The organism is Acidovorax sp. GW823-FHT02H02, assembly GCF_058797075.1.
Genome location: NZ_JBXAJH010000011.1, coordinates 96,807 through 122,559, shown reverse-complemented (window position 1 = coordinate 122,559; position 25,753 = coordinate 96,807). Strand labels below are relative to the sequence as shown.

22 protein-coding genes are annotated in these 25,753 nt (G+C 67.0%); 9 read left to right on the top strand and 13 right to left on the bottom strand.

Translation table 11 applies throughout. From position 1 onward, the window contains the following. The first annotated feature begins 47 nt into the window (after positions 1-47). The 5 genes from AC1RDS_RS13280 (at position 48) to AC1RDS_RS13260 (ending at position 5,759) form a co-directional block, all read left to right on the top strand. Positions 48-908, top strand: a complete 861-nt coding sequence (locus tag AC1RDS_RS13280) for a formate dehydrogenase accessory sulfurtransferase FdhD (RefSeq protein ID WP_092696819.1) — start codon at positions 48-50, stop codon at positions 906-908. Positions 909-947: 39 nt separating this feature from the next. Further along, on the top strand, positions 948-3,467 hold the full coding sequence (locus AC1RDS_RS13275) for an ABC transporter permease (RefSeq protein WP_287876516.1): 2,520 nt from the start codon (positions 948-950) through the stop codon (positions 3,465-3,467). 92 nt (positions 3,468-3,559) lie between these two features. After that, entirely contained in the window at positions 3,560-3,991 is a 432-nt protein-coding gene (locus AC1RDS_RS13270) for a group II truncated hemoglobin (RefSeq protein WP_287876518.1), read from the top strand. A 63-nt stretch (positions 3,992-4,054) separates the two neighbouring features. Beyond that, positions 4,055-4,648, top strand: a complete 594-nt coding sequence (locus tag AC1RDS_RS13265; protein ID WP_287876520.1) for a LemA family protein — start codon at positions 4,055-4,057, stop codon at positions 4,646-4,648. Between the two features lie 25 nt (positions 4,649-4,673). Beyond that, complete coding sequence (locus tag AC1RDS_RS13260; protein WP_287876522.1) at positions 4,674-5,759, top strand: M48 family metalloprotease; 1,086 nt, start codon at positions 4,674-4,676, stop codon at positions 5,757-5,759. 178 nt (positions 5,760-5,937) lie between these two features. Here AC1RDS_RS13260 and otnI read toward each other — a convergent pair whose 3' ends face one another. The 11 genes from otnI to puuE all read right to left on the bottom strand — a co-directional run bounded on the left by otnI (position 5,938) and on the right by puuE (position 20,063). Then, a complete protein-coding gene (gene otnI, locus AC1RDS_RS13255) occupies positions 5,938-6,735 on the bottom strand; it encodes a 2-oxo-tetronate isomerase (protein ID WP_287876524.1) in 798 nt (265 codons plus the stop codon). 33 nt (positions 6,736-6,768) lie between these two features. Beyond that, entirely contained in the window at positions 6,769-7,458 is a 690-nt protein-coding gene (locus AC1RDS_RS13250) for a class II aldolase/adducin family protein (RefSeq protein ID WP_287876563.1), read from the bottom strand. Positions 7,459-7,475: 17 nt separating this feature from the next. Beyond that, positions 7,476-8,753 (bottom strand): 3-oxo-tetronate kinase, encoded by a 1,278-nt coding sequence (gene otnK, locus AC1RDS_RS13245; RefSeq protein WP_287876526.1) that lies wholly within the window; start codon positions 8,751-8,753, stop codon positions 7,476-7,478. After that, positions 8,750-9,664: an L-threonate dehydrogenase gene (gene ltnD / locus AC1RDS_RS13240; RefSeq protein ID WP_287876528.1), complete on the bottom strand. Its 915-nt coding sequence runs from the start codon at positions 9,662-9,664 to the stop codon at positions 8,750-8,752. Before ltnD ends, otnK begins: the two co-directional genes overlap by 4 nt. Positions 9,665-9,698: 34 nt before the next feature. Next, positions 9,699-11,066, bottom strand: a complete 1,368-nt coding sequence (locus AC1RDS_RS13235; RefSeq protein WP_287876530.1) for a GntP family transporter — start codon at positions 11,064-11,066, stop codon at positions 9,699-9,701. A 138-nt stretch (positions 11,067-11,204) separates the two neighbouring features. Continuing rightward, entirely contained in the window at positions 11,205-11,984 is a 780-nt protein-coding gene (locus AC1RDS_RS13230) for a FadR/GntR family transcriptional regulator (RefSeq protein WP_287876532.1), read from the bottom strand. 150 nt (positions 11,985-12,134) lie between these two features. Then, the gene (locus AC1RDS_RS13225; protein WP_287876534.1) at positions 12,135-13,187 is read right to left on the bottom strand and encodes a patatin-like phospholipase family protein; all 1,053 of its coding nucleotides are present in this window, start codon (positions 13,185-13,187) and stop codon (positions 12,135-12,137) included. Between the two features lie 205 nt (positions 13,188-13,392). Further along, entirely contained in the window at positions 13,393-15,699 is a 2,307-nt protein-coding gene (locus AC1RDS_RS13220; protein ID WP_287876536.1) for an NADP-dependent malic enzyme, read from the bottom strand. A 338-nt stretch (positions 15,700-16,037) separates the two neighbouring features. Continuing rightward, entirely contained in the window at positions 16,038-17,273 is a 1,236-nt protein-coding gene (locus AC1RDS_RS13215; protein WP_287876538.1) for a M20 family metallopeptidase, read from the bottom strand. Next, a complete protein-coding gene (uraD, locus tag AC1RDS_RS13210; protein WP_287876540.1) occupies positions 17,270-19,048 on the bottom strand; it encodes a 2-oxo-4-hydroxy-4-carboxy-5-ureidoimidazoline decarboxylase in 1,779 nt (592 codons plus the stop codon). The genes AC1RDS_RS13215 and uraD overlap by 4 nt, the downstream gene beginning before the upstream one ends. Before the next feature lie 64 nt (positions 19,049-19,112). After that, complete coding sequence (puuE, locus tag AC1RDS_RS13205) at positions 19,113-20,063, bottom strand: allantoinase PuuE (RefSeq protein ID WP_287876542.1); 951 nt, start codon at positions 20,061-20,063, stop codon at positions 19,113-19,115. A gap of 277 nt (positions 20,064-20,340) precedes the next feature. Between puuE and uraH the strand changes: the two genes are divergently transcribed. Beyond that, positions 20,341-20,691, top strand: coding sequence for a hydroxyisourate hydrolase (gene uraH, locus AC1RDS_RS13200; protein WP_492227089.1), 351 nt, complete (start codon positions 20,341-20,343; stop codon positions 20,689-20,691). A gap of 79 nt (positions 20,692-20,770) precedes the next feature. Here the strand turns inward: uraH and AC1RDS_RS13195 are convergent, their stop codons facing one another. Beyond that, the gene (locus tag AC1RDS_RS13195; protein WP_092696794.1) at positions 20,771-21,241 is read right to left on the bottom strand and encodes a hypothetical protein; all 471 of its coding nucleotides are present in this window, start codon (positions 21,239-21,241) and stop codon (positions 20,771-20,773) included. A 140-nt stretch (positions 21,242-21,381) separates the two neighbouring features. Between AC1RDS_RS13195 and xdhC the strand changes: the two genes are divergently transcribed. Further along, a complete protein-coding gene (gene xdhC / locus AC1RDS_RS13190; RefSeq protein ID WP_287876546.1) occupies positions 21,382-22,221 on the top strand; it encodes a xanthine dehydrogenase accessory protein XdhC in 840 nt (279 codons plus the stop codon). A gap of 185 nt (positions 22,222-22,406) precedes the next feature. Continuing rightward, positions 22,407-23,633, top strand: a complete 1,227-nt coding sequence (locus AC1RDS_RS13185; RefSeq protein WP_287876548.1) for a urate hydroxylase PuuD — start codon at positions 22,407-22,409, stop codon at positions 23,631-23,633. On the opposite strand, the gene AC1RDS_RS13180 is transcribed toward AC1RDS_RS13185, so the two are convergent. Then, on the bottom strand, positions 23,634-24,266 hold the full coding sequence (locus AC1RDS_RS13180) for a TetR family transcriptional regulator (protein WP_092696791.1): 633 nt from the start codon (positions 24,264-24,266) through the stop codon (positions 23,634-23,636). Positions 24,267-24,439: 173 nt separating this feature from the next. On the opposite strand from AC1RDS_RS13180, the gene AC1RDS_RS13175 reads away from it, so the two are divergent. Continuing rightward, a complete protein-coding gene (locus tag AC1RDS_RS13175) occupies positions 24,440-25,747 on the top strand; it encodes an efflux RND transporter periplasmic adaptor subunit (protein WP_092696790.1) in 1,308 nt (435 codons plus the stop codon). Positions 25,748-25,753: the final 6 nt, after the last annotated feature.

Here is a 25,753-nt window from a genome sequence, read left to right as displayed (position 1 = left end):
CCCCAGTCCTGCGACGGACTGGCGAGGAATGCGTGCACGCTGATCGCATGACTGACGTACCCGATCTTGCGGCCCCCGCCTTGCCGCGCCTGACCCAGGCACAAGCCCCCCTGACCCACGCCGTGGAGGTGGTGAACGAGCGCGGTGAACGCGAGCAGGTGCATATTCCCGCCGAACGCCCGTTGACCGTGTATGTGGACAAGCGCGAGCTCGTCACGCTGATGACACTGGGTGCGCTGCCCGAGCTGCTGGTGCTGGGCTACCTGCGCAACCAGCGGCTGGTGCAATCGGTGCACGACATCGAATCCATCACCGTCGACTGGGAGGTCAACGCTGCAGCCGTCAAGACCCGCAGCGGCATCGAGCGCATCGAAGAACGCACGGCGGCCAGGGTGATCACCACCGGCTGTGGGCAGGGCAGCGTGTTCGGTGGGCTGATGGACGAGGTGGACCGTATCGCGCTGCCGGCAGCGCAGCTCACGCAGGCGCAGCTTTACGGCATCGTCAACGCGATTCGCCTCAAGGAAAGCACCTACAAGTCCGCCGGCTCGGTGCATGGCTGCGCGCTGTTTCGCGGCGAGGAACTGCTCACGTTCGTGGAAGACGTGGGCCGGCACAACGCCATCGACACCATCGCCGGCTGGATGTGGATGCAGGCAGGCGACATGGCGGGCGGCGACAAGGTCTTCTACACCACGGGCCGGCTGACCAGCGAGATGGTCATCAAGTCGGCGCAGATGGGCGTGCCCATCGTGGTCTCGCGCAGCGGCATGACGCAGATGGGCCATGCCGTGGCGCAGCAGCTCGGCCTGTGCACCATTGGCCGCGCAACCAACCGGCGCTTCGTCTGCTACAGCGGTGCCGACCGCCTGCTGCTGCAAACCGAACTGGCTGCGGCAAATCCCTAAAGCCGCTTCGGCAGCGCAATTGCGCTAAGGTTCATCCCCATGAATCTGTCTTTTTTCCGCCTGGGGCTGCGTACCCTGGCACGTGATCTGCGCGCCGGAGAGTTGCGCCTGCTCATGGTGGCCGTCACGCTGGCGGTGGCGGCGCTGACGTCGGTGGGTTTTTTTGCCGACCGGCTGCAGGGGGGGCTGGAGCGCGACGCCCTGCAGTTGCTGGGTGGCGATGCCGTGGTGGCCAGCGACAACCCCACGCCCCCCGCCTTTGCCGAGCGCGCCCGGGCGCTGGGCCTGCAGGCCGTGACGACCATGGGCTTTCCCACCATGGGCCGGGCCAGCGATCTGCAGGGCGGTGCCACCAAGCTGGTGGCCCTCAAGAGCGTGGAGCCGGGCTATCCCTTGCGCGGCAATCTGCAGGTGGCCGACTCGCTCGATGCCCTGGGTGAGGTCACCCGCGATATTCCTGCGCCGGGCGAGGTCTGGGTCGATGCGCCCTTGCTGGAAGCGCTGAACCTCGCCATGGGCGACATGCTGCTGCTGGGCGATGCGCAACTGCGCATTGCGCGCATCATCGTGGTGGAGCCCGACCGGGGTGCCGGCTTCATGAGCTTTGCGCCGCGCGCCATGATCAACCAGGCCGACGTGCCGGCCACCGGCCTGGTGCAGCCGGCCAGCCGCCTCACCTACCGTTTTGCCGTGGCCGGTTCGCCCGCTGCCGTCAAGGCCTTCGCCGAATGGGCTGCCGCCGAGGCAAAGAAACCCGAGGTGCACGGCGTGCGCGTGGAGTCGCTCGAAAGCGGCCGCCCCGAGATGCGCCAGACGCTGGACCGCGCCCAGAAATTCCTCAACCTGGTGGCCCTGCTGGCGGCCCTGCTGTCGGCCGTGGCCGTGGCGCTGGCGGCCAGGGGCTTTGCGGCCGACCATCTCGATGCGTCGGCCATGCTGCGCGTGCTGGGCCAGAGCCAGCGCACCATCGCTGGCGCCTACACCACCGAGTTCGCGCTGATCGGGCTGTTTGCCAGCGCCCTGGGCGTGGCGCTCGGTTATCTGGTCCACAACGTTTTCGTGCTGCTGCTGGCAGGGCTGGTGGAGTCGGCTTTGCCCGCGCCCAGCCTGTGGCCCGTGGCATTTGGCCTGGGCATGGGCCTGATGCTGCTGCTGGCTTTCGGGCTGCCGCCGGTGCTGCAACTGGCCCAGGTGCCGCCGCTGCGCGTGATCCGGCGCGACATGGGCGGGCTCAAGCCTGTATCGCTGGCGGTGCTGGCGGTGGGCGTGGCAGGTTTTGCGGCATTGCTGCTGGCCGTCAGCAGCGATCTGGTGCTGGGCCTGATTGCCGTGGGCGGCTTTGCCGGCGCCGTGGCGCTGTTTGCGCTGCTGAGCTGGGTGGCGGTGAAGCTGCTGCGCAAGAGCGTCAATGAATCCACCGCGCCGCGCTGGCTGGTGCTGGCCACGCGTCAGATCTCGGCCCGCCCGGGCTACGCGGTGGTGCAGGTCAGCAGCCTGGCCGTGGGGCTGCTGGCGCTGGTGCTGCTGGTGCTGCTGCGCACCGACCTGATTGCCAGCTGGCGCAAGGCCACGCCGCCCGATGCGCCCAACCGTTTCGTCATCAACGTCATGCCCGATCAGGCCGAAGCCTTCCAGCAGGTGCTGAAAGATGCGGGTGTGGCCCGCTACGACTGGTACCCCATGATTCGCGGCCGCCTGCTGGCCGTGAACGGCCAGTCCGTGGGCCCCGACAGCTACACCGAAGACCGCGCCAAGCGCCTGGTGGACCGTGAGTTCAACCTTTCCACCGCGGTGGACCAGCCCAGCCACAACCAGGTGGTGGCCGGCCAGTGGACGCCTGGCGAAGAGGGTGCGATCAGCGTGGAAGAAGGCATTGCACAAACCCTGGGTCTGAAGCTGGGCGACCGCCTGCGGTTCGACATGGGCGGCGTGCAGAACGAAGCCCGTATCACCAGCCTGCGCAAGGTGGACTGGGGTTCCATGCGCGCCAATTTCTTCGTGATGTATCCCGTGGCCAGCCTCCAGGATGTGCCGGTGACCTATCTTGCCGCCTACCGAGCGCCCGGCAAGGCGGGCTTCGACAACGCGCTGGTGCGGCAGTTTCCCAACATCACCAACGTAGACATGGGCGCCACCATTGCCCAGGTGCAGCGCGTGCTGGAACAGGTGATCCAGGCGGTGGAGTTTTTGTTCGCCTTCACGCTGGCGGCCGGTCTGGTGGTGCTGTTTGCCGCCGTCACGGCCACGCGCGAGGAGCGGGCGCGCGAGTTCGCCATCATGCGCGCCGTGGGGGCCCGCGCCAGCCTGCTGCGCCAGGTGCAGCGCGCCGAGCTGATGGGCGTGGGCCTGCTGGCTGGCTTTCTTGCCAGCTGCGTGGCCGTGGCCGTGGGCTGGGCCCTGGCGCGCTATGTATTCGATTTCGCCTGGACCGCCGCGCCGTGGGTGCCACTGGCGGGGGCCTTGGTCGGCGCCTTGCTGGCGCTGGCGGCTGGCTGGTGGGGGCTGCGCGATGTGCTCAACCGCCCTGTGGTGGATACGCTGCGGCGCGCAGCGGAATAGGCGATGCGGGCCACTGCCGCGAGATGGTTTTATTTTGATATGGATTTGACAGTTGTCAGCGCATGGTTCCATTGCGCCAGAGCCGGTTTTATATGAATTCTTCAACCCCTGATGCGCACCGGAACAGCTCCGAACCCGCAGTCACCCAGACGCCCTTTGAATGGATCGGTGGCGAAAGCCGTGTGCACGCGCTCACCGAGCGCTTTTACGACCTGATGGACCTGGAGCCAGGCTACGCCGAACTGCGCGCTGCCCACGGCAGTGACCTGGCCGATGCCCGGCAAAAGCTCTTCATGTTCCTGTGCGGCTGGCTGGGCGGGCCGTCGTACTACACCGACCAGTTTGGCCACCCCCGCCTGCGTGCGCGCCACATGCCGTTTGCCATCGGCATCAAGGAGCGCGACCAGTGGGTGGCCTGCATGGACCAGGCCATGGGCGAAACCGGTGTGCCGCAGGATCTGCGTGCCCGGCTGAAAGAGAGCTTCATGGGGACGGCCGACTGGATGCGCAACAAGGGCGTTTGAGGGTTCCGCCAAGCCATCTTCGGCCGTTAAGATGCCCCCATTCAAGCAAACGGAGGGTGGGACATGTCGGCAACTGCATGGATTGTTGTGGCGTTGGTCGCTGCGTTGGTGGTGTGGGCCATTGCTGTTTACAACCGGCTGGTGCAGTTGCGCAACCGCATTGCCAATGCCTTCGCGCAGATCGACGTGCAGCTCAAGCGCCGCTACGATCTGGTGCCCAACCTGGTAGAAGTGGCGCGCGGTTACCTGGCCCACGAAGCGGCCACGCTGGAGGCCGTGACCAAGGCGCGCGGCCAGGCGCAGGGTGCGGCGGCCGCTGCGCGGGCGGCCCCCGCCAGTGCCAGCGCCATGGGTGCGCTGGCAGTGGCCGAGCAGGCCCTGGGCGGCAGCCTGGGGCGCCTGATGGTGGTGGCCGAAAACTACCCCGAACTCAAGGCGGATGCCACCATGCAGTCGCTCAGCGAAGAGCTCACCAGCACCGAGAACCGCCTGGGTTTTGCGCGCCAGGCCTACAACGACCAGGTGCTGGACTTCAATGACCAGGCGGTGCAGTTTCCGGCCATCGTGGTGGCACGGCTGCTGGGCTTTCCCACGGCACCCATGCTTGACGCCACGCGCAGCGAGGAAGAGCGTGCCGCGCCCCGCGTGCAGTTCTGACGGACTGCCTGCCTGAGTTGTCCCCATGAGGTTCTGGGAACACCAGCACAGCGCCCGCAGCGAAACGCGCCGGCTGCTGCTGGCCTTTGCGCTGGCCGTGGCCGTGCTGGTGGCAGCCGTGCATGGCGCGCTGGTGGTGGCCTGGCTGCTGATGGTGGCGGTGCTGCCAGTGCATCTGCCGTTCCCGGAGGGTTTTCTGGCGGTGAACGTGGGGGTGTCGCTGATGCTGGTGCTCGGTGGCTGGTGGGTGGAAACCTCCAACCTGCGCGCCGGCGGCGTGAAGCTGGCGCAGCGCATCGGCGCGCGCGAGGCCCGACCCTCCGTGTCGCATGCCGAGCAGCGCCTGTGCAACATCGTTGCTGAGCTGTGCATTGCGGCCCACATGCCGCAGCCGCAGATGATGGTGCTGCCGCGCAGCGATGCCATCAACGCCTTTGCCGCCGGCTGGGACGCGAGCGATGCCGTGGTGGCCGTCACCCAGGGCGCGCTCGACCATCTCACGCGCGAAGAACTGCAGGGCATGGTGGCCCACGAACTGAGCCATCTGCACGAGGGCGACACGCGCCTGAAGATGCGCCTGGCGGGCATGGTGTACGGGCTGGAGCTGGTCTACAACTTTGGCGACGAAGTGCGCGAGCGCCGTGGCCTGGCGTGGCTGTTCGGCTCGGCCATCATGCTGGCGGGCTTTGCCGGCTGGCTGGCGGGCCGCATGCTCAAGGCCGCCGTGTCACGCCAGCGCGAGTACCTGGCCGATGCCCGCGCCGTGCAATGGACGCGCAGCCGCGATGGCCTGGGCGGCGTGCTGCGCAAGGTGATGGCGCAGCGGCGCGCCACCCCCGCAGGCTACGGGCACACCACCCACCAGGGCCTGGCGCACCCCGCGGTGCAGCACATGCTGCTGGTGGACCTGGAGGGCGCTGGCACCATGGAGCGCTGGCTCGACGCGCACCCCACGCTGACAGAACGTGTGCAGCGCATCTACGGCCGCAGCATGCAGCCGCTGCCGCTCACACCGGTCAACGAACCTCCCGAGACCGCCCGCCGCACGGGCACCGTGGCGCCTGGCGCCGTCACGCTGGCCTCGCTGGTCGATCCGTTCGCTCGCCTGTGAATCCATGGGCATGACAGCGTCCCTTTGGATGACCTGGTCCCTGTGTCACTGGGTTCCTGATGCTCAGGCACCATGACATCTTTGCTGGCAGCGCATGTGTGATGCGTTGCAGCAGTACCGGTCTCCTGCCACCCGGCAAACGTGCGGGGGCTTTACGCTGCAGGCTCCAGGACGCGCCTCACAGCCAGGGCTTGAGCCAGCCCAGGCCGTCCGACGTGGCGTGGGGCGCTGCACCGCGCGCAGGGCGGTACTCGCAGCCAATCCAGCCGTCGTAGCCCAGGCTGTCCAGCAGCTGGAACAGGTAGGTGTAGTTCACCTCGCCCACATCAGGCTCGTGGCGCTCCGGCACGCCCGCGATCTGCAGGTGGCCCACATGGCCGGTGGGCAGGTACTGGCGGATCTTCATGGCCAGGTCGCCTTCCACGATCTGGGCGTGGTACAGGTCCATCTGCACCTTGACGTTGGCGGCGTCGATCTCGGCAATCAGCGCGTGGGCCTGGTCCTGGCGGCTCAGAAAGAAGCCGGGCATGTCGCGGCCGTTGATGGGTTCCAGCAGGATCTGGATGCCGTGGGGTGCGGCCTGTTCGGCGGCGTGGCGCACATTGGCGATGTAGGTGGCGCGCACGGTGGCCGCGTCGGCTCCGGCGGGCACCAGGCCAGCCATCACGTGGATGCGCGGGCACTGCAACGCCTTGGCGTACTCAATGGCCTTGGCCATGCCGTCGCGGAACTCGGCCTCGCGCCCGGGCAGGCAGGCCAGGCCGCGCTCGCCCGCGTCCCAGTCGCCGGGCGGGGCGTTGAACAGCACCTGCTGCAAACCGTTGGCCTGCAGGCGCGCAGCCAACTCCGGGGCCGGGTAGGCGTAGGGAAAGAGGTATTCCACGGCCTTGAAACCATCGCGGGCGGCGGCGGCAAAGCGGTCGAGGAAGTCCACGTCGTTGTAGAGCATGGACAGATTGGCGGCAAAACGGGGCATGGGTTTCTTTCAGTCTGGGGTGAAGGCTTGGCCTTACCACTGCGCGCCAAAGGTCTGGCGCAGTTCTTCGATCTGGGGTTCGGTCAGCGGCGTGGGGCGGGGCTGGCACAACAGCCACAGACGGGCAGTCTCTTCCAGCTCTTCGAGCACGGCCATGGCGGCAGCCGGCGTGTCGTGCCACACATTGGGTCCCAGCCGCGCCAGCATCACGGCGCGCACGGGGCTGCCCTGGGCGGCGTAGCGGGTGATGGCTTGCGCCACCAGGGTTGCCGCCGCAGCGTCGCCGGGGCGGTGGTAGGGGATGTGCGGCACGCGGCCCACCTTCATCACAAAGTAGGGCGTGATGGGGGGCAGCAATGACGCATCGGGCGCCAGCTGGCCGCCTGCAGCGGTATCGGTCTGCAGCGAGCACGCCACCAGGTGCGTGCTGTGGGTGTGGATCACGCAGCGCGCGGGTGCGGCTGTGGATGCCGAGGCCTCGTAGATCTGCCGGTGCAGCGCAATGGTCTTGCTGGCCCGGTCGCCCGCCACCTGCTGGCCCTGTGCGTCCAGCCGCGCCAGCCGCTCGGGCTGCAGTGTGCCCAGGCAGGCATCGGTGGGTGTGATGAGGTAGCCATCGGCCAGGCGCACGCTGATGTTGCCAGCGGTGGCGTGCACGTAGCCCCGCTCAAACAGGCTGCGGCCCACGCGGCAGATCTCGGCGCGGGCTTGGGGCTCATCCATGAAGGCGGGGGTAGAGGTCATGCCTGTAATTGTGCAAAAGCCTTGGTGAAAAAGTCGGTGCTGCCGAAGTTGCCCGACTTCAGCGTGATGTGCAGCCCGTCCTTGGCATCAGGCGCCACCGCATGGCACCACGGCACGCCGGGGTCAATCTGCGCGCCGATGCGCATTTGCGTAATGCCCAGGGCCTGCACGCAGGCACCGGATGTTTCACCACCCGCCACGATGAGCTGGCGCACACCGCGCTGCACCAGGCCGCGGGCAATGGCGGCAATGGTCTCTTCCACCATGGCCCCGGCTTTCTCGGAACCGAGCTTGCCCTGGATGGCGCGCACGGCCGAGGGCTCGGCGGTGGAATACACCAGCACCGGGCCTTGGCCTATGTGGCCTTCGGCCCAGGCCAGCGCTTCGGCGGCCACGTCCACGCCTGCGGCGATGCGCAGCGGGTCGATGGCGAGGGCGGGTTGGCCCGCCTTGATGAAATCCATCACCTGCTGGTTGGTGGCCACCGAGCAGCTGCCCGACACGATGGCCTGCAGGCCTTGCGCGGCGGGCAGGCGGGCTGCCTCGTTGCTGGGGGCCACGCCAAAGTTGCCCGGCAGGCCAATCGCTACGCCCGAGCCCGCTGTGACCAACGGCATGCCCTTGAGGGCAGGGCCCAGGCGCAGCAGGTCGGCGTTGGACACCGCATCCACCACGGCCATGCGCACGCCCTCGGCCTTCAGTTGGTCGATGCGCGCGCGGATGGCGGCCTCGCCCTGTGCGACCACGCTGTGGTCGATCAGGCCCACGCGGCTGGGTGTTTGCGCCTGTAGCACGCGCACCAGGTTGGGGTCGGTCATGGGCGTGAGCGGGTGGTTCTGCATGCCGCTCTCGTTCAGCAGCACATCGCCCACAAACAGGTAGCCCTTGAACACCGTGCGCTTGTTGTCGGGGAAGGCGGGCGTGGCGATGGTGAAGTCGGTGCCCAGGGCCTGCATCAGTGCATCGGTCACGGGGCCGATGTTGCCTTCGGCCGTGCTGTCAAAGGTGGAGCAGTATTTGAAATAGATTTGCTCGGCGCCCTGCGCCTTGAGCCACTGCAGTGCGGCCAGCGACTGGGCGATGGCTTCGTCCTTGGGGATGGTGCGCGACTTGAGCGCCACCACGATGGCATCGGCCTCGGTATCCAAAGGTGCTGTGGGCACACCCATGGCCTGCACCACGCGCATGCCTGCGCGCACCAGGTTGTTGGCGAGGTCGGTGGCGCCGGTGAAGTCGTCGGCAATGCAGCCCAGCAGTGCACGTGCGCGCGTCATGCCTTGTCCTTCCCTGGACCTTCACTATTTGGCAGCGTGATGCCGGGGAAGATCTTGATCACAGCACTGTCATCTTCCTTGGCAAAGCCTGCAGTGGATGCCTGCATGAACATCTGGTGCGCCGTGGCGGCCAGCGGCAGGGGGAATTTGCTGGCGCGTGCGGTGTCCAGCACCAGGCCCAGGTCTTTCACGAAGATATCGACGGCCGACAGCGGCGTGTAATCGCCCGCCAGCACATGGGCCATGCGGTTCTCGAACATCCAGCTGTTGCCCGCGCTGTGGGTGATGACCTCGTACAGCGCTGCGGCGTCCACGCCTTCGCGCAGGCCCAGGGCCATGGCTTCGGCCGCCACCGCAATGTGCACGCCGGCCAGCAACTGGTTGATGATCTTGACCTTGCTGCCCGCGCCCGCCTTGTCACCCAGGCGGTACACCTTGCCTGCCATGCCGTCGAGCACTGCATTGGCGGCCGCATAGGCCTCGGGTTTGGCGGAGGTCATCATGGTCATCTGGCCCGACGCGGCCTTGGCGGCGCCGCCGGAGATGGGGGCGTCCACGTAGTGGAGACCCAGGGCGTTCAGGCGCGCTTCGAGCGCCACGGACCAGTTGGGGTCCACCGTGGAGCACATCACAAAGGTGCTGCCGGGGCGCATCGCTGCGGCGGCACCGTTCTCGCCAAAGAGCACGCTTTCGGTCTGTGCGGCGTTCACCACCACCGACACCACCACATCGCTCACCGCCGCCAGGGCGGCTGTCGTGGCGTGGGCGGTGCCACCGTCGGCCACAAAGGCCTCGGCCACACCGGGGCGCACGTCGCACACATGGATGGCAAAGCCGTTGTTGCGCAGGGTTTTGGCAATGCCGGCGCCCATGGCGCCCAGGCCGATGATGCCTACGATGGGTTGGGTCATGTTGTCAGTCCTTCAGAAAATCGATCAATGCGGCTCAGGCCACCAGGGCCCACAGCAGGGCGGTCAGTGCAAAGCCCGCCAGGCCCAGCACGGTGGTCAGCACCGTCCAGGTGCGCAGGCCATCGCCCACGCTCAGGCCCAGGTAGCGGGTCACGATCCAGAAGCCTGAATCGTTGACGTGCGACAGCCCCAGGCTGCCAAAGCCAATGGCCACGGTGAGCAGCGCCACTTGCAAGGGCGAATACCCGCCACCCGCCATCGCATCGGCCAGCAGGCCGCAGGTGGTGATGATGGCCACGGTGGCCGAGCCCTGGGCGGCGCGTAGCGCCAGCGCGATGATGAACGCCAGCAGGATCAGCGGCAGGTGCGTGGCCGTGAGGCTTTGCGACAGCGCCGCGCCAATGCCGCTGGCGGTGAGCACCTTGGCAAACACGCCACCCGCGCCCGTCACCAGGATCACGGTGGCGGCGGGGGGCAGGGCGGACTCCATGATGGCGTTGGTGCGTTCGCGGTTCCAGCCCTGGCTGCGGCCCAGCAGAAACATGGCCAGGCCCACGGCCACCATCAGCGCAAAGATGGGCGAGCCGATGAAGCCCAGCACATTGCGCAGGCTGTCGCCCTTGGGCAGCAGCGTGGCGCCGGTGGTGCCGGCCATGATGAGGGCCAGCGGGATCAGGATCAGCGCCAGGATGGTGCCCACGCCCGGGGCACTGCGGGCTTTGGATGCAGCGGTTTCGTCGCTGTTGCCAAAGGCGGCAAACTGTTCTGCCGTGGTGGGCAGCAGGGGGTAGCCCTTGCGATTGAGCCAGCCCGCCACGTACTGCGACAGCGCCGCCAGCGGAATGCAGATGGACAGGCCGATGATGGTGATCCAGCCGATGTCGCCCTTGACGATGGCCGCACCGCCCACGATGCCGGGGTGCGGCGGCACCACCACGTGTGCGGCCAGCATGATGCCCGCCACGGGCAGCCCGAACTTGATGGGGTTGACGCCTGCGGCTTTGCAAAAGCCATAGACGATGGGCACCAGGATGATGAAGCCCACGTCAAAAAACACGGGGATGGCCAGCACCAGCGCCGCCGCCGTGAGGGCCATGGGCACGCGCGTGGGGCCCAGCAGCTGTGTGAAGCGGTTGGCCAGGCTGGCCGCGCCGCCCGAGACCTCGATCATGCGGCCCAGCATGGAGCCCAGTGCCACCAGGATGGCCACTGAACCCAGGGTGCCGCCCATGCCCGCTATCAGCGTGCTGATGATGTCGCCAATGGGCATGCCGGTGGCAAATGCCACCAGAAAGCTCACCAGCATCATGGCCACGAAGGCGTGGACCTGCCAGCGGATGATGAGCAAAAGAAGCAGGGCGATGCTGCCGGCGCCAATGCCGAGGAGTGCGAGGGTGGACATGCGAGGGTTCTCTGAATGGAGGGGCGAGCGCGATGCGTCGCACCTCTGTTGGTGTGTTTATATGGTTATCATACAAATTTATCGGAACGACCCTGTTCCGGGTTAACCCTGATGTGGGTTGGCGTACTGCCGCGAAGGTTAAAACAGCAGCGGCGGCGAGGCCTGTACCAGCGGCTGGGCCAGCCGCTCGCCGTCCTGCGCCCAGAAGGCGGGATCGGCCTGCGCGATGCGTGACAGGGCGTTGCGCATGTGCTCGGCAGCGGCATGCCGGGCTGCGGGGGCGTCACCCGCCTCTATGGCCTGCACGATGCGCTCATGCTCCTGCGTCACGGCCTGGGCAAAGTCGGCGCGCCGCGCTTCGTTGGCGCGGGTCACGCGCGTGGCGCCCTTGAGGAACTGGGCCAGGTAGTCCAGCGTGCTGATCATGAAGGGATTGCCCGCGGCCCGGGCGATGGCGCGGTGAAACAGCACATCTTCTTCCACGCCGTCGCGCCCGGTCTGCACGGCCTGGGCAATCTGCCGCATGGCGTGGCGGATGGCGGCCACGTCGCCGGGGTTGCGGCGCTGCGCGGCCAGTTCGGCCACTTCGGATTCGAGGGCCTTGCGCACTTCCACGATCTGCATCACGGCCTCGCGCGATGCCGAGTGCGGCAGGTCAAAGTGGAGCGGTTCGATGCCCGGGGCCTGCACATACACGCCACTGCCCTGGCGCGAATCCACCAGTCCCAGTGATTTCAGGCGCGAAACGGCTTCGCGCACCACCGTGCGGCTGACCTGGAACTGCTGGGCCAGCGCGGCCTCGGTGGGCAGCTTCTGCGCCGCCTGGATGCGGCCTGCGCGGATTTCCGCCTCCAGCGCGCTGGCGACCTGATCGGACAGCTTGATGCCGGGTTTGATGGCGGAAAAAGGTGACGACATGGGTAAAGCGGGCTCAGGGATGACGGCGGCAGCGCGGGAGAGGCAAGCCCGGCTGAATGTACCCCAAGCGTCTGCGCGCACACCGGCGCAGCGAAGGGGCCATGGCGGGAGCACAAGGGCGCATGGCCCGGCGTGCCACCCGCCGCCCGGCTACTTTGGCGCGGTGCAGGAATCGTCCAGCCGTGCCAGGTCCGCAATTTTTTGCAGGCGGGAACGGCTGTTCATGCAGGTCTGGTAATGCGCCTCGGCGGCTTTCTGCTGGGCCAGCTGCGCAGCGTTGGCGCGTTCGGCCTGCAGCTGGGCCATTCGCTCGCGGATCTGCGGCATGGCGGCCAGGGCCGCTTTTTCGCCTTCCACGATGGCATTGGCGCGCTGGCTGAAGTCCGTCGAACCGATGTCCAGCACCTGGGGGCGGATGATCACGTCGGCACGCGCCAGTTCGGCCTGGCCCAGTTTCTGGCCCATGATGGCAATCGACTGGCCCAGCGTGCCCAGCATGTCGCCGGGCGATTTGCCCCGGGCCTTGCTGGAGATGTCCACGGCGATCACGATGTCCGCGCCCAGCTGGCGCGCAGCATCCACCGGCACGGGGCTCACGACGCCGCCATCCACAAAATGGTATTTGCCGATGGTCACGGGCTGGAACACGCCCGGCACGCTGCTGGAGGCGCGCACGGCCTGGCCCGTGTTGCCGCGCGCGAACACGGTGCGCTCGCCGTCTTCGAGCCTTGTGGCCACGGCCACGAAGGGCTTGGCCATCTGCTCCATGGGCTTGCGGCGCACCTGCTCGTTCACATAGTCTTCGAGCTTCTGGCCCAGCACCAGACCGCCCGAAGACAGCTGCAGGTCGCGGATCCGGGTTTCGTCGAGTGCCACGGCTTTCTCCTGCATCTCGAAGGCATTCATGCCGCTGGCATACAGCGCTCCGACCACGCTGCCCGCGCTGGTGCCGGAGATGACAGCGGGCGCCAGGCCATTGGCCTCCAGCATCTTGATCACGCCAATGTGCGCAAAGCCCTTGGCCGCGCCGCCGCCCAGGGCAATGCCCACACGGATGGGACTGGTGGAGGACGCAAGAGGGGGCTGCGCCGACGTTTCGGGCCGGGTGGGGCTGGTGCCACCACAGGCCGCCAGTGCCAGGGTTGCCAGAACGGTCACTGCACCGCGGGTGGCCAGTGGGTGGAAAAAAGCGGTCAAGCGCATGCCAGGCAATCCTGCAGTCCAACGGGGCGGGCAGTATAGCGGTGGCATTCCCCTGGCACCGTGGGTGGTGTATTCGCTCCTGGAAAAGGAGCTTTTGGCGCTTGGCCTGATTGCACTGGAAGGCTTTTGGGCTGAATTTCACCGGACTGCACGCCCGCGCACCGTTACGCCCTCTGCGGGCCTCGGGCGGCAGAGCGCCTTGCCCTTACCTGGGCCTTGCCGCCGCGCTGGCCACGGCCAGTGCCGTCATGTTGAACACCCGGCGCACGGTGGATGCAGGCGTCAGGATGCAGGCCGTGGCCGCAACGCCCATCAGGATGGGGCCCACGGTCACACCACCGCTGGTGGTGGTTTTCAGCACGTTGTAGAGGATGTTGGCGGCATCCAGGTTGGGGCAGATCAGCAGGTTGGCCGCATCAGTGAGCGTGGAGTCCGCCATGTAGGCGTTGCGGATGTTCGGCTCCAGCGCGGCGTCGCCGTGCAGCTCGCCGTCGCACTCGATCTCGGGGTGGGCCGCCACAAACAGGTCGCGCGCCTCGCGCATCTTGCGGGCCGAGGCGCGTTTGGACGAGCCGTAGCTCGAATGCGACAGGAAGGCCACCTTGGGCGGCAGGCCAAAGCGCTGCACCTCCTGCACCGACATCCAGGCGATGTCGGCGAGCTGCTGCGCCGTGGGGTCTTCGTTCACATAGGTGTCGGCGATGAAGAGCGTGCCGCGGTTGGTCATCAGGGCGTTGAGCGCGGCGTAGTCGTTCACACCGGCCTGCCGGCCCAGGATGCTGTGGATGCGCTCCAGGTGTGTTTCGTAGGTGCCCACGAGGCCGCAGATCATGGCGTCGGCGTCGCCCAGCGACACCATCAGCGAAGCAATGATGGTGTTGGAGCGGCGCACGGCGGCCTTGGCCACTTCGGGCGTGGCGCCGTTGCGCTTCATGAGCTGGTGGTAGTGCTCCCAGTACTGGCGGAAGCGCGGGTCGTCCGAGGGGTCGCAGATTTCCACGTCCTTGCCCGGCACCATGCGCAGGCCGGCCTTGGCGATGCGCGCCGCGATCACGGCGGGGCGGCCGATCAGGATGGGCTGGGCGATGTGGTCGTCGATGGCCAGTTGCGCCGCGCGCAGGGCGCGCTCGTCCTCGCCGTCGGCATAGGCCACGCGTTTTTGCACATCGGGCAGGGCCTTTGCCGCGTTGATCACGGGGCGCATCAGCATGCCGGTCTGGTACACAAAGCGCGACAGCGTTTCCTTGTAGGCCTCCATGTCGGTGATGGGGCGCGTGGCCACACCGGATTCCGCCGCGGCCTTGGCCACGGCGGGCGCGATCTTGAGGATCAGGCGCGAGTCGAACGGCGTGGGGATGAGGTAGTCGGGGCCGAAGGTCAGCTCCTTGCCCGCATAGGCGCTGGCCACTTCCTCGCTGATGTCGGCCTTGGCCAGGTCGGCGATCTGGCGCACGCAGGCCAGCTTCATGGCCTCGGTGATCTTGGTGGCGCCGCAGTCCAGCGCGCCGCGGAAGATGTAGGGGAAACAGAGGACGTTGTTGACCTGGTTCGGGTAGTCCGAGCGGCCCGTGGCGATGATGCAGTCGGGGCGGATGGCCTTGGCCAGCTCGGGGCGGATCTCGGGCTCGGGGTTGGCCAGCGCCAGAATGATGGGCTGGGCCGCCATGGTCTTGACCATCTCGGCCGTGAGCACGCCCGGGGCCGAGCAGCCCAGGAACACGTCGGCGCCGTGGACCGCATCGGCCAGCGTGCGCGCTTCGGTTTTTTGCGCGTAACGGGCCTTGGATTCGTCGTAGCCGCCGGGGCGGCCTTCATAGATCACGCCCTTGGAGTCGCACATGAAGATGTTTTCCACCTTCACGCCCAGGCCCACCATCACACCCACGCAGGCAATGGCGGCGGCGCCGGCGCCCGACACCGCGATCCTCACGGCGCCAATGTCCTTGCCCACCAGTTCCAGGCCATTGAGCAGCGCCGCGCTGCTGATGATGGCCGTGCCGTGCTGGTCGTCATGGAACACCGGGATGTTCATGCGCTTGCTCAGCTCCTGCTCGATGTAGAAGCACTCGGGCGCCTTGATGTCTTCGAGGTTGATGCCGCCCAGCGTGGGCTCCAGCGCGGCAATGATGTCGATGAGCTTGTCGGGGTCGCGCTCGGCCAGTTCGATGTCGAACACGTCCACGCCCGCAAACTTCTTGAACAGGCAGCCCTTGCCCTCCATCACCGGCTTGCCGGCCAGCGGGCCGATGTCGCCGAGGCCCAGCACGGCCGTGCCGTTGGTGATCACGCCCACCAGGTTGCCGCGCGAGGTGTAGTCGAAGGCCTTGCTGGGGTCGGCCTGGATATCGAGGCAGGGGTAGGCCACGCCGGGCGAGTAGGCCAGCGACAGGTCGCGCTGGTTGGACAAGGGCTTGGTAGGGGTGACCGAAATCTTGCCCCGCGTGGGGTTGCGGTGGTATTCGCGCGCAGCGTCGCGCAAAGCCTGTTCGGCGGCGGAAATGTTCTGTGTCATGCGGAAATCCTGGAAATCGTCGGCGGAATGCAAAACCAGCGCACCCGGGGGGCACGGGACCCATGTGTCGGTTCGTGCGCAGGCGAAAGGATGCGCCGCCGTGCGCAGATGGGCCGGACCTTCCTTTCCTGCATCTGTCGCCACCCTGCCGAACGCGGGTGCGCGGCGGCCAGGTGGGCGAGCACACAGTCGCGCAGGTGTCGCGACCGGGTCGGTGCAGGGCACTGGAATGTCCCCGGGATGGAGCTGGCTGACAGGATAACCGGGTTACGGTTCTGGCTGAATGAATCCTGACAGCCGAGGATTGCTTTGGGCGTGCGTGAACGCTGCCGCAGCGCTCAGGTAAGCAGGTCGCTCAGTGCCCGGGCAATCACCTGGGTGGCGCGGCGCAGGTCGTCCAGATCCAGCCGCTCGTCGGCCCGCTTGGCATGCGATTCGAGCACGGTGCGCGGGCCGGCGCCATAGATCACGCCCGGAATGCCGCGCTCCCCATACAGGCGCACATCGGTGTAAAGCGGCGTGCCCACGGCGGGTACTGGTTCGCCTAGCACGGCCTGGGCGTGCTTTTGGATGGCCTGTACCAATGGGGCATTGCCCGCCAGCGGCGTCATCGCATTGGCCAGCAGCAGGCGCTTGATGTCCACGCTGATGCCGGCGCGCTCGGCCGCAGCTTGCTCGATCACGCGGCGGATCGTGGCTTCCACCTCCACCGGGTTTTCTTCGGGGACCATGCGGCGGTCGAGCCTGAACGTGACCTTGCCGGGCACCACGTTGGTGTTGGTGCCGCCTTCGATGCGGCCCACGTTGAGGTAAGGGTGCTGGATGCCCGCGACGTTGGAGGTGACCTTCTTGTACGCATCGTTTTGCGCATACAGCGCGTTCAGGATGTGCACCGCGCCCTGCAGGGCGTCCACGCCGGTGTGGGGCACGGCGGCGTGGGCCATCTTGCCGTGCACGGTCACTTCCATCTGCAGGCAGCCGTTGTGGGCGGTCACTACCTCGTAGCTGAAGCCTGCGGCGATCAGCAGGTCGGGCTTGGTGAGGCCATGCTTGAGCAGCCAGCCGGGGCCGAGTTCGCCGCCAAACTCTTCGTCGTAGGTGAAGTGCAGCTCTACTGCGCCTTTCGTGGGCCTGGCCATGGCTTCGAGCGCGCGCACGGCAAAGGTGAAACTGGCAAAGTCGCTTTTGCTCACGGCGGTGGCGCGGCCGTACATCTTGCCGTCCACGATCTCGGCGCCATAGGGGTCGTGTGTCCAGCCTTCGCCGGGAGGCACCACGTCGCCATGGGCGTTCAGGGCAATGGTCCTGCCCGAACCGGGTGCGCCGTAGGGCCGGCGCACGATCAGGTTGGTGATGGACTCCATGCCGTAGGCCAGCACATCGGCAGCGGGTACGGCGTGCTTTTCAGCCTCGTAGCCAAAGTCTTTGAGCAGCTCGGCCGTGCGCTCGGCATGCGGCGCGTTGTTGCCCGGCGGGGTGTCGGTGGGCACGCGCACCAGGGCCTGCAAAAAGCGCACTTCCTCGTCGAAGTGCTGGTCGATCCAGGCGTCGAGCGCGGTGTAGTCGGTGGTCATGGCTGGTGTTCCTCGGCAAGCTGGTGCAGCACCTGGGTGAAGGCCTCCACGGCCAGCTGCATGTCGTTGTGGGTGGTGGATTCGAGCGGGTTGTGGCTGATGCCGGAGTTTTGCCCGCGCACGAACAGCATGGCCTGCGGCATGATTTCATGCAGTTTCATGGCGTCATGCCCGGCGCCGCTGGGCATGCGGAAGACGGGCAGTCCCAAGGCATCCACGGCGCGTTCCCAGTGGTGCTGCAGGGCAGGGGCGCTGGGCGCTGCGGCGGCGCGCATGGATTCTTCCAGCGTGTAGCGCAGGCCGCGCCGCTGGGCAATGCGCGCCAGCGCATCGAGCACGTCGCGCACCAGGGCGTCACGCTGGGCGTCGGTAGGGGCGCGCAAGTCCAGTGAAAAGCTGCAGCGCCCCGGCACCACGTTGATGGAGCCTCCGGGCACATTCAGCAGGCCGATGGTGCCCACCGCGTCGCCATCCTGCGCGGCGCGCTGCTCCACATACAGCGCCAGTTCGGCCACGGCCACGGCGGCGTCGCGGCGGCTGTCCATGGGGGTGGTGCCAGCGTGGCTGGCGGTGCCGATCATCTCGGCCACAAAGCGCACACCGCCGTTGATGGAGGTGACCACGCCCAGGGGCAGGTCCAGCCCGTTGAGCACGGGACCCTGCTCGATGTGCACTTCGATGAAGCCCAGGTACTGCGCCGGGTCGCGCTGGAGCTGTGCTATGTCGTCGATGCACAGGCCTGCATGCTGCATGGCCTCGCGCATGGTGATGCCGTCGGCATCCTTCTGGTCCAGCCAGGCGGGGTTGAAGTGCCCGATGAGCGCACCCGAGCCGAGGAAGGTGGCCTTGTAGCGCTGGCCTTCTTCCTCCGCAAACGCCACCACCTCGATGCCAAACGGCAGGCGCCGGCCCGCGCGGTGCAGTTCGCGCACGCAGGCCATGGGCACAAAGATGCCCAGGCGCCCGTCGTACTTGCCGCCGTTGCGCACCGTGTCGTAGTGCGATCCGGTCAGGAGGTACTTGGCTGCGGGCTGCGCGCCGTGGTAGCGGCCCACTACATTGCCCACGGCATCGGTCTCCACGCTGTCAAAGCCGCACGCGCGCATCCATTGGCCGATGCGCTGCGCGCAGGCGCGGTGCGCGTCGGTGAGGTAGGTGACGGTGAGCTGGCCCTTTTCGGCAAAGCCGGGGTCGGAGTGTTCGGCCAGTTGCTCTTGCCAGTCCCACACGTCGCCGCCCAGCAGGGGCTCGGCGCCGAACTTGTCGTTCAGGCGGATCTCGGCAATGCGGTGGATGTTGCGCAGGGCCTCGGCCCGCTCGAACTCGGGGTGGTTATCGAGCCGCCGGGCAAAGGTGTCGATGATCTCGCGCTGGGCCAGGCCCGTGCCGCGCGGCCCGCGCACGGCCAGGATGAAGGGGAAGCCGAAGCGCGCGTTGTACGCGGCATTGAGCTGCTGGATGCGCTCCAACTCCTCGGGCGTGCACTGCGTCAGGCCCGCCTTGCTCTGCTCGTGGGTGGATTCTGCCGTGAGGCTTTGGGCCACCATGGCCTTGCCTGCGAGTTCGGGGTGGGCACGGATCAGTTCCAGCTGCGCGTCAGCATGGGCGGTGCGCACGGCTTGCGCCATGGCGTGCTTCAGGTGGGCCAGCGAGCGAAAAGGCCGCCGCGCCAGCGCCTGCTCGGCAATCCAGGGCGAGTGTTCGTACAGTCCGTTCAGCCACTGCAGGGCATCAGCCGTGCTGGCGGTGTTGAGTTGTTCCAGAGTCAGGGGCATGGTGTTGGCTTTTACAAAGTGATCTGCTTTCGCTTATGAGGTAAGCGCTGGATGTCAATTGGGTTCATGGCGCAGGCGCTGGGTGGTGCTGCGCCCAGTGGCGCGCAATGTCGATGCGCCGGGCCACCCACACCTTGTCGTGCTGCGCGATGTGGTCCAGAAAACGCTGCAGCGCCGTGATGCGCCCGGGGCGGCCCAGCAGGCGGCAGTGCATGCCGACGCTCATCATCTTGGGGGCGTCGTCGCCGGCCGGGTCGCCCTCGGCATACAGGGCATCGAATGTGTCCCTGAGGTACTGGAAAAACGGGTCGGCGTGCGAGTAGCCCTGGGGCAGGGCAAAGCGCATGTCGTTGCAATCCAGCGTGTAGGGCACGATGAGCTGGGGCACCGCCGTGCCGTCGGTGCGCCGCACCTTCATCCAGAAGGGCAGGTCGTCGCCGTAGTAGTCGCTGTCGTAGGCAAAGCCGCCATGGTCGGCCACCAGGCGGCGGGTGTTGGGGCTGTCGCGGCCGGTGTACCAGCCCAGGGCCCGCTCTCCAGTCAGGCGTTCGATGATTTCCATGGCCTGCTGCATGTGAGCGCGCTCGATTTCCTCGGGCATGTGCTGGTAGTGGATCCACTTGAGGCCATGGCAGGCGATCTCGTGGCCCAGCTCCACGAAAGCGGCCGTGAGCCCGGGGTGGCGCTGCAGCGCCGTCGATACGCCGAACACCGTGAGCGGCAGCTTGCGCTTTTCAAACGCGCGCAGGATGCGCCACACCCCGGCACGCGAACCGTATTCGTAGATGCCTTCCATGCTCATGTGCCGCTCGGGGTAGCTGGCGGGGTTGAACATTTCCGACAGGAACTGCTCGCTGCCCGCATCGCCGTGCAGCACGGCGTTCTCGCCGCCTTCCTCGTAGTTCAGCACAAACTGCACCGCAATGCGGGCGCCGCCGGGCCAACGCGGGTGGGGCGGGTTCTTGCCGTAGCCGATCAGGTCACGCGGGTAAGGCTGGGTGGAGTCGTAGATCATGGACGGGGGCAAAGGGCTGGGAAATCATGCGTTGCCTGGCAGTATCGCCGCCGAATGGCGGGCGGGATACCCGTGTCCCGAGGCAAGCAAATCACCGGCCAGCCGGGCGTCGGGTTGAAGCAGTGGGCTGCGCCGGCAGGCATCCATGCCTTGGCGCTGGGGCTGGTCGGCGAAAATTCCATGGGCCCTATGCGAAGCGGCGCGACCCGCAGTGCCTACACTTTGGGCGCCGGCTGTGGTATCCCGTGCCGGCTTCCCACCTTCAGGAGATTTCCCCATGGGCTTGAGCACCCACGTTCTGGACACCATGCATGGCTGCCCCGCGGCCGGCATGGAGGTGTCGCTGTTTTCCACCCGGGGTGACGAGGCCACGCTGATCCGGCGGCTGGTGCTCAACCACGATGGCCGCACCGATGCGCCGCTGTTGGACAACGCCAGCCTGCGCGCTGGCACCTACCGGCTGCGTTTTGACGTGGCGGGGTACTTCAAGGCCCGGGGCGTGGCACTGCCCGAACCCAATTTCTTGAACCAGGTGAACCTGGACTTCGGTATCGCCCATGCCGACCAGCATTACCACGTGCCGTTGCTGGTAAGCCCCTGGAGCTATTCGACCTACCGGGGGTCGTGATGAGGGTATGACTGTGCGGTGGAATGGGAAACTATCCGCCGAAGCTGGCACGCCCCACGGAAGGCGCGTAGCGCTGTCCTTAAAGCTGACCTTCGGTCAGGGTATCCAGCTGGAAATGCCCGCTCTTGTCCCACAGCCAGGTGTCGGTATAGGTGACGCGGCCCATGCGGGCGGGTACCGGGAACGGTGCGGCGGCACGCACGGTGCGCTCGATCTCGGCCACCACTTCGGGGGCATGGCGCGGGGCGCGCATCCAGTGCAATTTGGTGATGCGGCCGCTGCGGTCGATGTCCACTTCCAGCACCCCAATGGCGTACAGCAGGGGCGGGAGCTTGCCCTTGAAAACCCGCTGGTTGTTCTGGTTGTAGAGGTGGGTTGCCGCATCGCGGCGATAGGCCCGCGCGGTGCTGGCCGCTGAGGGGCCGGGTGTTACCGATTTGCCCAGTGAATGCGCCGCAGCATCGTCGCTGGGCAAGCGGCTTTCGGGAGGCGGGGGCACGTTGACAGGGGTGGACTTGCAGGCGGCAAGGATGGCGCCAACGGCCGCCATAAGGCCGGCCAGGAGCCAGTGACGACCCGTTCGGGAAGAGCGTTGGAGCGAGGTGGGGGGCATGGTGTTGTCGCTATGCTGGTGGGCACGATGCATGCGCGCTGTGCATGGGAGTGCAATGAACCTGTGGGAAGTTTGCCGTGGCTGATCTGCTGTTGCTGCTGGAGGGCCTGAAGGCTGCCCCGGCCTGTTTGGTGACCGTGGAGTCTACACAAGGCTCTACCCCGCGGGAAGTGGGGGCGTGGATGTCGGTTTTTGAAGACAAGCTGGTGGGCACGGTCGGTGGCGGGCATATCGAGCACCAGGCCATTGCCGAGGCCCGGCGCAGGCTGCGCGGGGGGCTGGGGGCGCCGCAGCTGCGTTACGCACTGGGGCCTGCCCTCGGTCAGTGCTGTGGCGGCGTGATGCACCTGCGATTTGCGTTGGTGGGGGCGCAGGATGGGGCAGGCCTGCAGCAGCGCCTGGCGGGCGTGCGCCACCCGGTGGCCCTGTTTGGCGGCGGGCATGTGGGCCATGCGCTGGCGCGTGTGCTGGCGCCGCTGCCGTTTGCGCTGACCTGGATCGACAGCCGCGATGGTGTCTTTCCTGCCCATCCGCCGGGCGATGTGGTGTGCGAGCATTCCGAGCCGGTGCATCTGGCGGTGCCGCGTCTGGCAGCGGGCAGCCGCGTGCTGGTCATGAGCTTCAGCCATGCCGAAGACCTGGACGTGGTGGCGGCGTGCCTGCAGCGCCAGCGCACCCAGGGTGATCTGCCCTTCATCGGGCTGATCGGCAGCCAGACCAAATGGGCCACGTTTGCGAGCCGGCTGCACGGGCGGGGCTTCACGCCGCAGGAGCTGGCGCAGGTGGCTTGCCCCATCGGGGTGCCGGGCATCGTGGGCAAGGAGCCCGAGGTGATTGCGGTGGCCGTGGCCGCGCAGCTGCTGCAGACCTTGCAGGGGGCGCGAACAGCTTTCAGGCGCCATTCCAGCGGTCGATGAAGCGGGTTTGGGCGCAGCCGGGAAAAATTCCTGCTTACACTTTGTGCCGAACCGCAAGGTGTCTGGGTCGCAGCGGTGCCCCGGCAGATGTCTGCCACGGTGCGCGGCCCCTTTTGTCTGCTCAGAGCGCCCGCAGTGGTGAGCAGGTTTGCAACGCAGCGCGCCGGCGCTGCCAGGGTTGAGACATGGAAAGCTATCTTCTCGACTGGGCCAACCTGTTGCTGCGCTGGGTCCATGTCATTACCGCCATTGCCTGGATCGGTTCGTCGTTCTACTTCGTCTTTCTGGACAGCAGCCTCACGCCGCCCGAGGACGATGGGCTGAAAAAGCAGGGAGTCAGCGGCGAGCTGTGGGCCGTGCACGGTGGCGGCTTCTACCACCCGGTCAAGTTCGCGGTGTCGCCGCCCCGGTTGCCCAGCCACCTGCACTGGTTCTTCTGGGAGAGCTACAGCACCTGGATGAGCGGGTTTGCGCTGTTCACCATGTCCTACCTCTACAGCGCCAGCACCTACCTCATCGACAAGTCGCGCATGGACTGGGCGCCCGCCACGGCCATCGTGGTGGCGCTGGCGTTCTTCGTGGTGTTCTGGCTGCTGTACGACGCCATCTGCCGCATCTTTGGCCAGAAGAAGAACGGCGACGCCATCGTGGGCGCCTTGGTGTTCGTGTTGGTGTGCGTGGCCTCCTGGCTGGCCTGCGACTGGTTTGCCGGGCGTGCCGCCTTTTTGCTGGTGGGCGCCATGCTCGCCACCGCCATGAGTGCCAACGTGTTCTTCTGGATCATCCCCGGCCAGCGCACGGTGGTGGCCCAGATCAAGGCCGGCCAGCCGGTGGACCCCATCCACGGCAAGCGCGGCAAGCAGCGCAGCGTGCACAACACCTACTTCACGCTGCCGGTGCTGTTCGCCATGCTGAGCAACCACTACAGCTTTACCTGGAGCCATCCGCAGAACTGGCTGGTGCTCATCCTCATGATGTTGGCAGGCGCGGCCATCCGCCAGTTCTTCGTGATGCGCCATGGCTACAAGCTGGGCAAGAGCGGCAATCCGCTGCCGTATGCGCTGGTGGGCGTGGCCGTGATCGTGGGCGCTATCGTGTGGATGCGCCCGGCAGCCGGTGTTGCTCCTGTGGCAGAAGCTTCTGGCGCGGGTGGAATAATCTCTGGAGGCCAAAATGGCTATATATCCGTGCAAACGGTGCTGGAGCAGCGCTGCACCCAGTGCCATGGCGCCCAGGTGCAGATGAAGAACCTGCGCCTGGATTCGCCGGGCAGCGCGAAGCAGCACGCCCAGGCCATTTACCAGCAGGTGGTGGTGCAAAAGCTCATGCCCATGAACAATGCCACGCAGATGACCGACGCTGAACGCGCACTGATCGGGCGCTGGTACGCGGCGGGTGCCCCCGCGCAGTGATCAGGTGGGGGTGCTGGTCTGCAGGCCCAGACCCGTCAGGTAGACGTCCAGCGCAGCCCGGCCGTTGGCCTGCAGGTCAAACGCGGCGGGGTTGAGCAGCCACTGGTGCACCAGCCCCTCGATCAGCACCTGCAGGCCCCGGGCCGCGCAGTCCAGCGGCACCGGCGGGGGCTGGCTGCGGGCGGCGAAGGCCCTTTGCAGCGCGACATGGTTGCGCGCCACGCAGCCGTCGTGCACGCTCAGATGGCGCTCCAGCACGGCACCCATGTCGGCGGTGTATTCAACCTGGTGGGTGGCGATTTGCAGCACGCGCTGTGTCTGCGCGTCGGTGGCGATCAGGTGCAGCGCATCCAGCATGGCGCTGCGGATCTCGGCCACGGGGTGGGGCGATTGCTCCACATAGGCCGCCACCAGGGTCTGCTCCAGCGGCAGGGTCACGCGCTCCATCATGGCGTTGAACAGGTCGGCCTTGTCCTTGAAATGCCAATAGATCGCTCCCCGCGTGGTACCTGCCGCCACCGCAATGTCATTGAGGGAGGTGTGTGAAACGCCACGCGATTGAAACAATTGTTCCGCAGCATCGAGCAGGTTGTTGCGCGTGGTCTGTGCGTCTGCCTTGGTGCGGCGGGCCATGGAATACCTTTCACTGGTAGGGGTGCTTTTGCCACTATACATACATTCTTGAATGTATGTATGTTTTAATGCAGCACTTCGTTACCGTGCTGCGGTCCTGTGCGCTGAACGCCGAGCCACACTAGACTGACTCCATCTGCGGATTCACCGCGCCTTTTTCTCCAAGGAACACCATGTCTGCCTTGCGCCATGTCAAGACTGCCCCCGTTGTTGCCTCTGCTTCGTCCCCTGCGCTGGTGCGCCTGGGCGTTGCGGCGGGTGGCCTGTCCGTTGTATTGCTGTTGGCAGCCTGTGGCAAGTCCGAGGCGCCAGCGGCAGCGGCCGGTGGCGGCATGCCAGCACCCGAAGTGGGTGTGGTCGTGGCAACGCCGGGCAATGTGGGCCTGGTCACCGAACTGCCCGGGCGCCTGGAAGCCTCGCGCGTGGCCCAGGTGCGGGCCCGGGCGGCCGGCATTCTGCAAAAGCGGCTGTTCCGTGAAGGCAGTGACGTGAAGGCCGGTCAGCCACTTTTTGCAATTGACCCCGCCCCCTACGCGGCAGCCCTGCAAAGTGCCGAGGCCACGCTGGCACGGGCCCAGGCCAACCTGACCCAGGCCGCCGCGCTGGCAGAGCGCTACAAGCCGCTGCTGGCCGCCAACGCGGTCAGCCAGCAGGAATACGCCAACGCCGTGGCCGCGCACAAGCAGGCCGAGGCCGATGTCGCCGCCGGCAAGGCCGCGGTGCAGACGGGGCGCATCAACCTGAATTACGCCAGCGTCACGGCGCCGATTTCGGGCCGCATCGGCCGCGCCCTGGTCACCGAAGGCGCGCTGGTGGGGCAAGGCGAGGCCACGCAACTGGCCGTGATCCAGCAGATCGATCCGGTGTATGTCAATTTCACCCAGTCGGCAGGCGAGGTGATGAAGCTGCGCCGCGCCATGGCCGACGGCCAGCTTCAGCGCGCCGGGGGCAGCGATGCGGCCAGCGTGCGCGTGGTGCTGGAAGATGGCAGCGAGTACTCGCGCCCCGGCAAGCTGCTGTTTTCGGACCTGACGGTGGACGCCAGCACGGGCCAGATCACGCTGCGCGCCGAGGTGCCCAACCCCCAGGGCGATTTGCTGCCGGGCCTGTATGTGCGCGTGCGGCTGGAGCAGGCCGAGGTGGCCAACGCCATCACGCTGCCGCAACAGGCCGTGACGCGCACCCAGCAGGGCGACCGCATCACGGTGGTGGGCGCCGACGGCAAGCCCAGCCAGCGCACGGTGAAGGTGGGTGCCGCGCGCAACAACCAGTGGATCGTGCTCGAAGGCCTGAAAGAAGGCGAGCAGGTCATGGTCGATGGCTTCCAGAAGCTGCAGATGATGCCGCCTGGCACGCCGGTGAAGGCGGTGCCGTGGCAGGCCCCTGGCAGCGCCGCTGCTCCGGCGGCTGCGTCAGCGGCTAGCGCCCCCGCTGTGACTGCCAGCGCTCCCGCTGCGGCCGCCAGCGCCGGCCAGAAATAAGGAGCC

Excerpts from the sequence above, each read along its gene's own strand:
- AC1RDS_RS13280 (WP_092696819.1), top strand. The coding sequence starts at position 48 with ATGACTGACGTACCCGATCTTGCGGCCCCCGCCTTGCCGCGCCTGACC.
- AC1RDS_RS13275 (WP_287876516.1), top strand. The coding sequence starts at position 948 with ATGAATCTGTCTTTTTTCCGCCTGGGGCTGCGTACCCTGGCACGTGAT.
- AC1RDS_RS13270 (WP_287876518.1), top strand. The coding sequence starts at position 3,560 with ATGAATTCTTCAACCCCTGATGCGCACCGGAACAGCTCCGAACCCGCA.
- AC1RDS_RS13265 (WP_287876520.1), top strand. The coding sequence starts at position 4,055 with ATGTCGGCAACTGCATGGATTGTTGTGGCGTTGGTCGCTGCGTTGGTG.
- AC1RDS_RS13260 (WP_287876522.1), top strand. The coding sequence starts at position 4,674 with ATGAGGTTCTGGGAACACCAGCACAGCGCCCGCAGCGAAACGCGCCGG.
- otnI (WP_287876524.1), bottom strand. The coding sequence starts at position 6,735 with ATGCCCCGTTTTGCCGCCAATCTGTCCATGCTCTACAACGACGTGGAC.
- AC1RDS_RS13250 (WP_287876563.1), bottom strand. The coding sequence starts at position 7,458 with ATGGATGAGCCCCAAGCCCGCGCCGAGATCTGCCGCGTGGGCCGCAGC.
- otnK (WP_287876526.1), bottom strand. The coding sequence starts at position 8,753 with ATGACGCGCGCACGTGCACTGCTGGGCTGCATTGCCGACGACTTCACC.
- ltnD (WP_287876528.1), bottom strand. The coding sequence starts at position 9,664 with ATGACCCAACCCATCGTAGGCATCATCGGCCTGGGCGCCATGGGCGCC.
- AC1RDS_RS13235 (WP_287876530.1), bottom strand. The coding sequence starts at position 11,066 with ATGTCCACCCTCGCACTCCTCGGCATTGGCGCCGGCAGCATCGCCCTG.
- AC1RDS_RS13230 (WP_287876532.1), bottom strand. The coding sequence starts at position 11,984 with ATGTCGTCACCTTTTTCCGCCATCAAACCCGGCATCAAGCTGTCCGAT.
- AC1RDS_RS13225 (WP_287876534.1), bottom strand. The coding sequence starts at position 13,187 with ATGCGCTTGACCGCTTTTTTCCACCCACTGGCCACCCGCGGTGCAGTG.
- AC1RDS_RS13220 (WP_287876536.1), bottom strand. The coding sequence starts at position 15,699 with ATGACACAGAACATTTCCGCCGCCGAACAGGCTTTGCGCGACGCTGCG.
- AC1RDS_RS13215 (WP_287876538.1), bottom strand. The coding sequence starts at position 17,273 with ATGACCACCGACTACACCGCGCTCGACGCCTGGATCGACCAGCACTTC.
- uraD (WP_287876540.1), bottom strand. The coding sequence starts at position 19,048 with ATGCCCCTGACTCTGGAACAACTCAACACCGCCAGCACGGCTGATGCC.
- puuE (WP_287876542.1), bottom strand. The coding sequence starts at position 20,063 with ATGATCTACGACTCCACCCAGCCTTACCCGCGTGACCTGATCGGCTAC.
- uraH (WP_492227089.1), top strand. The coding sequence starts at position 20,341 with ATGGGCTTGAGCACCCACGTTCTGGACACCATGCATGGCTGCCCCGCG.
- AC1RDS_RS13195 (WP_092696794.1), bottom strand. The coding sequence starts at position 21,241 with ATGGCGGCCGTTGGCGCCATCCTTGCCGCCTGCAAGTCCACCCCTGTC.
- AC1RDS_RS13185 (WP_287876548.1), top strand. The coding sequence starts at position 22,407 with ATGGAAAGCTATCTTCTCGACTGGGCCAACCTGTTGCTGCGCTGGGTC.
- AC1RDS_RS13180 (WP_092696791.1), bottom strand. The coding sequence starts at position 24,266 with ATGGCCCGCCGCACCAAGGCAGACGCACAGACCACGCGCAACAACCTG.
- AC1RDS_RS13175 (WP_092696790.1), top strand. The coding sequence starts at position 24,440 with ATGTCTGCCTTGCGCCATGTCAAGACTGCCCCCGTTGTTGCCTCTGCT.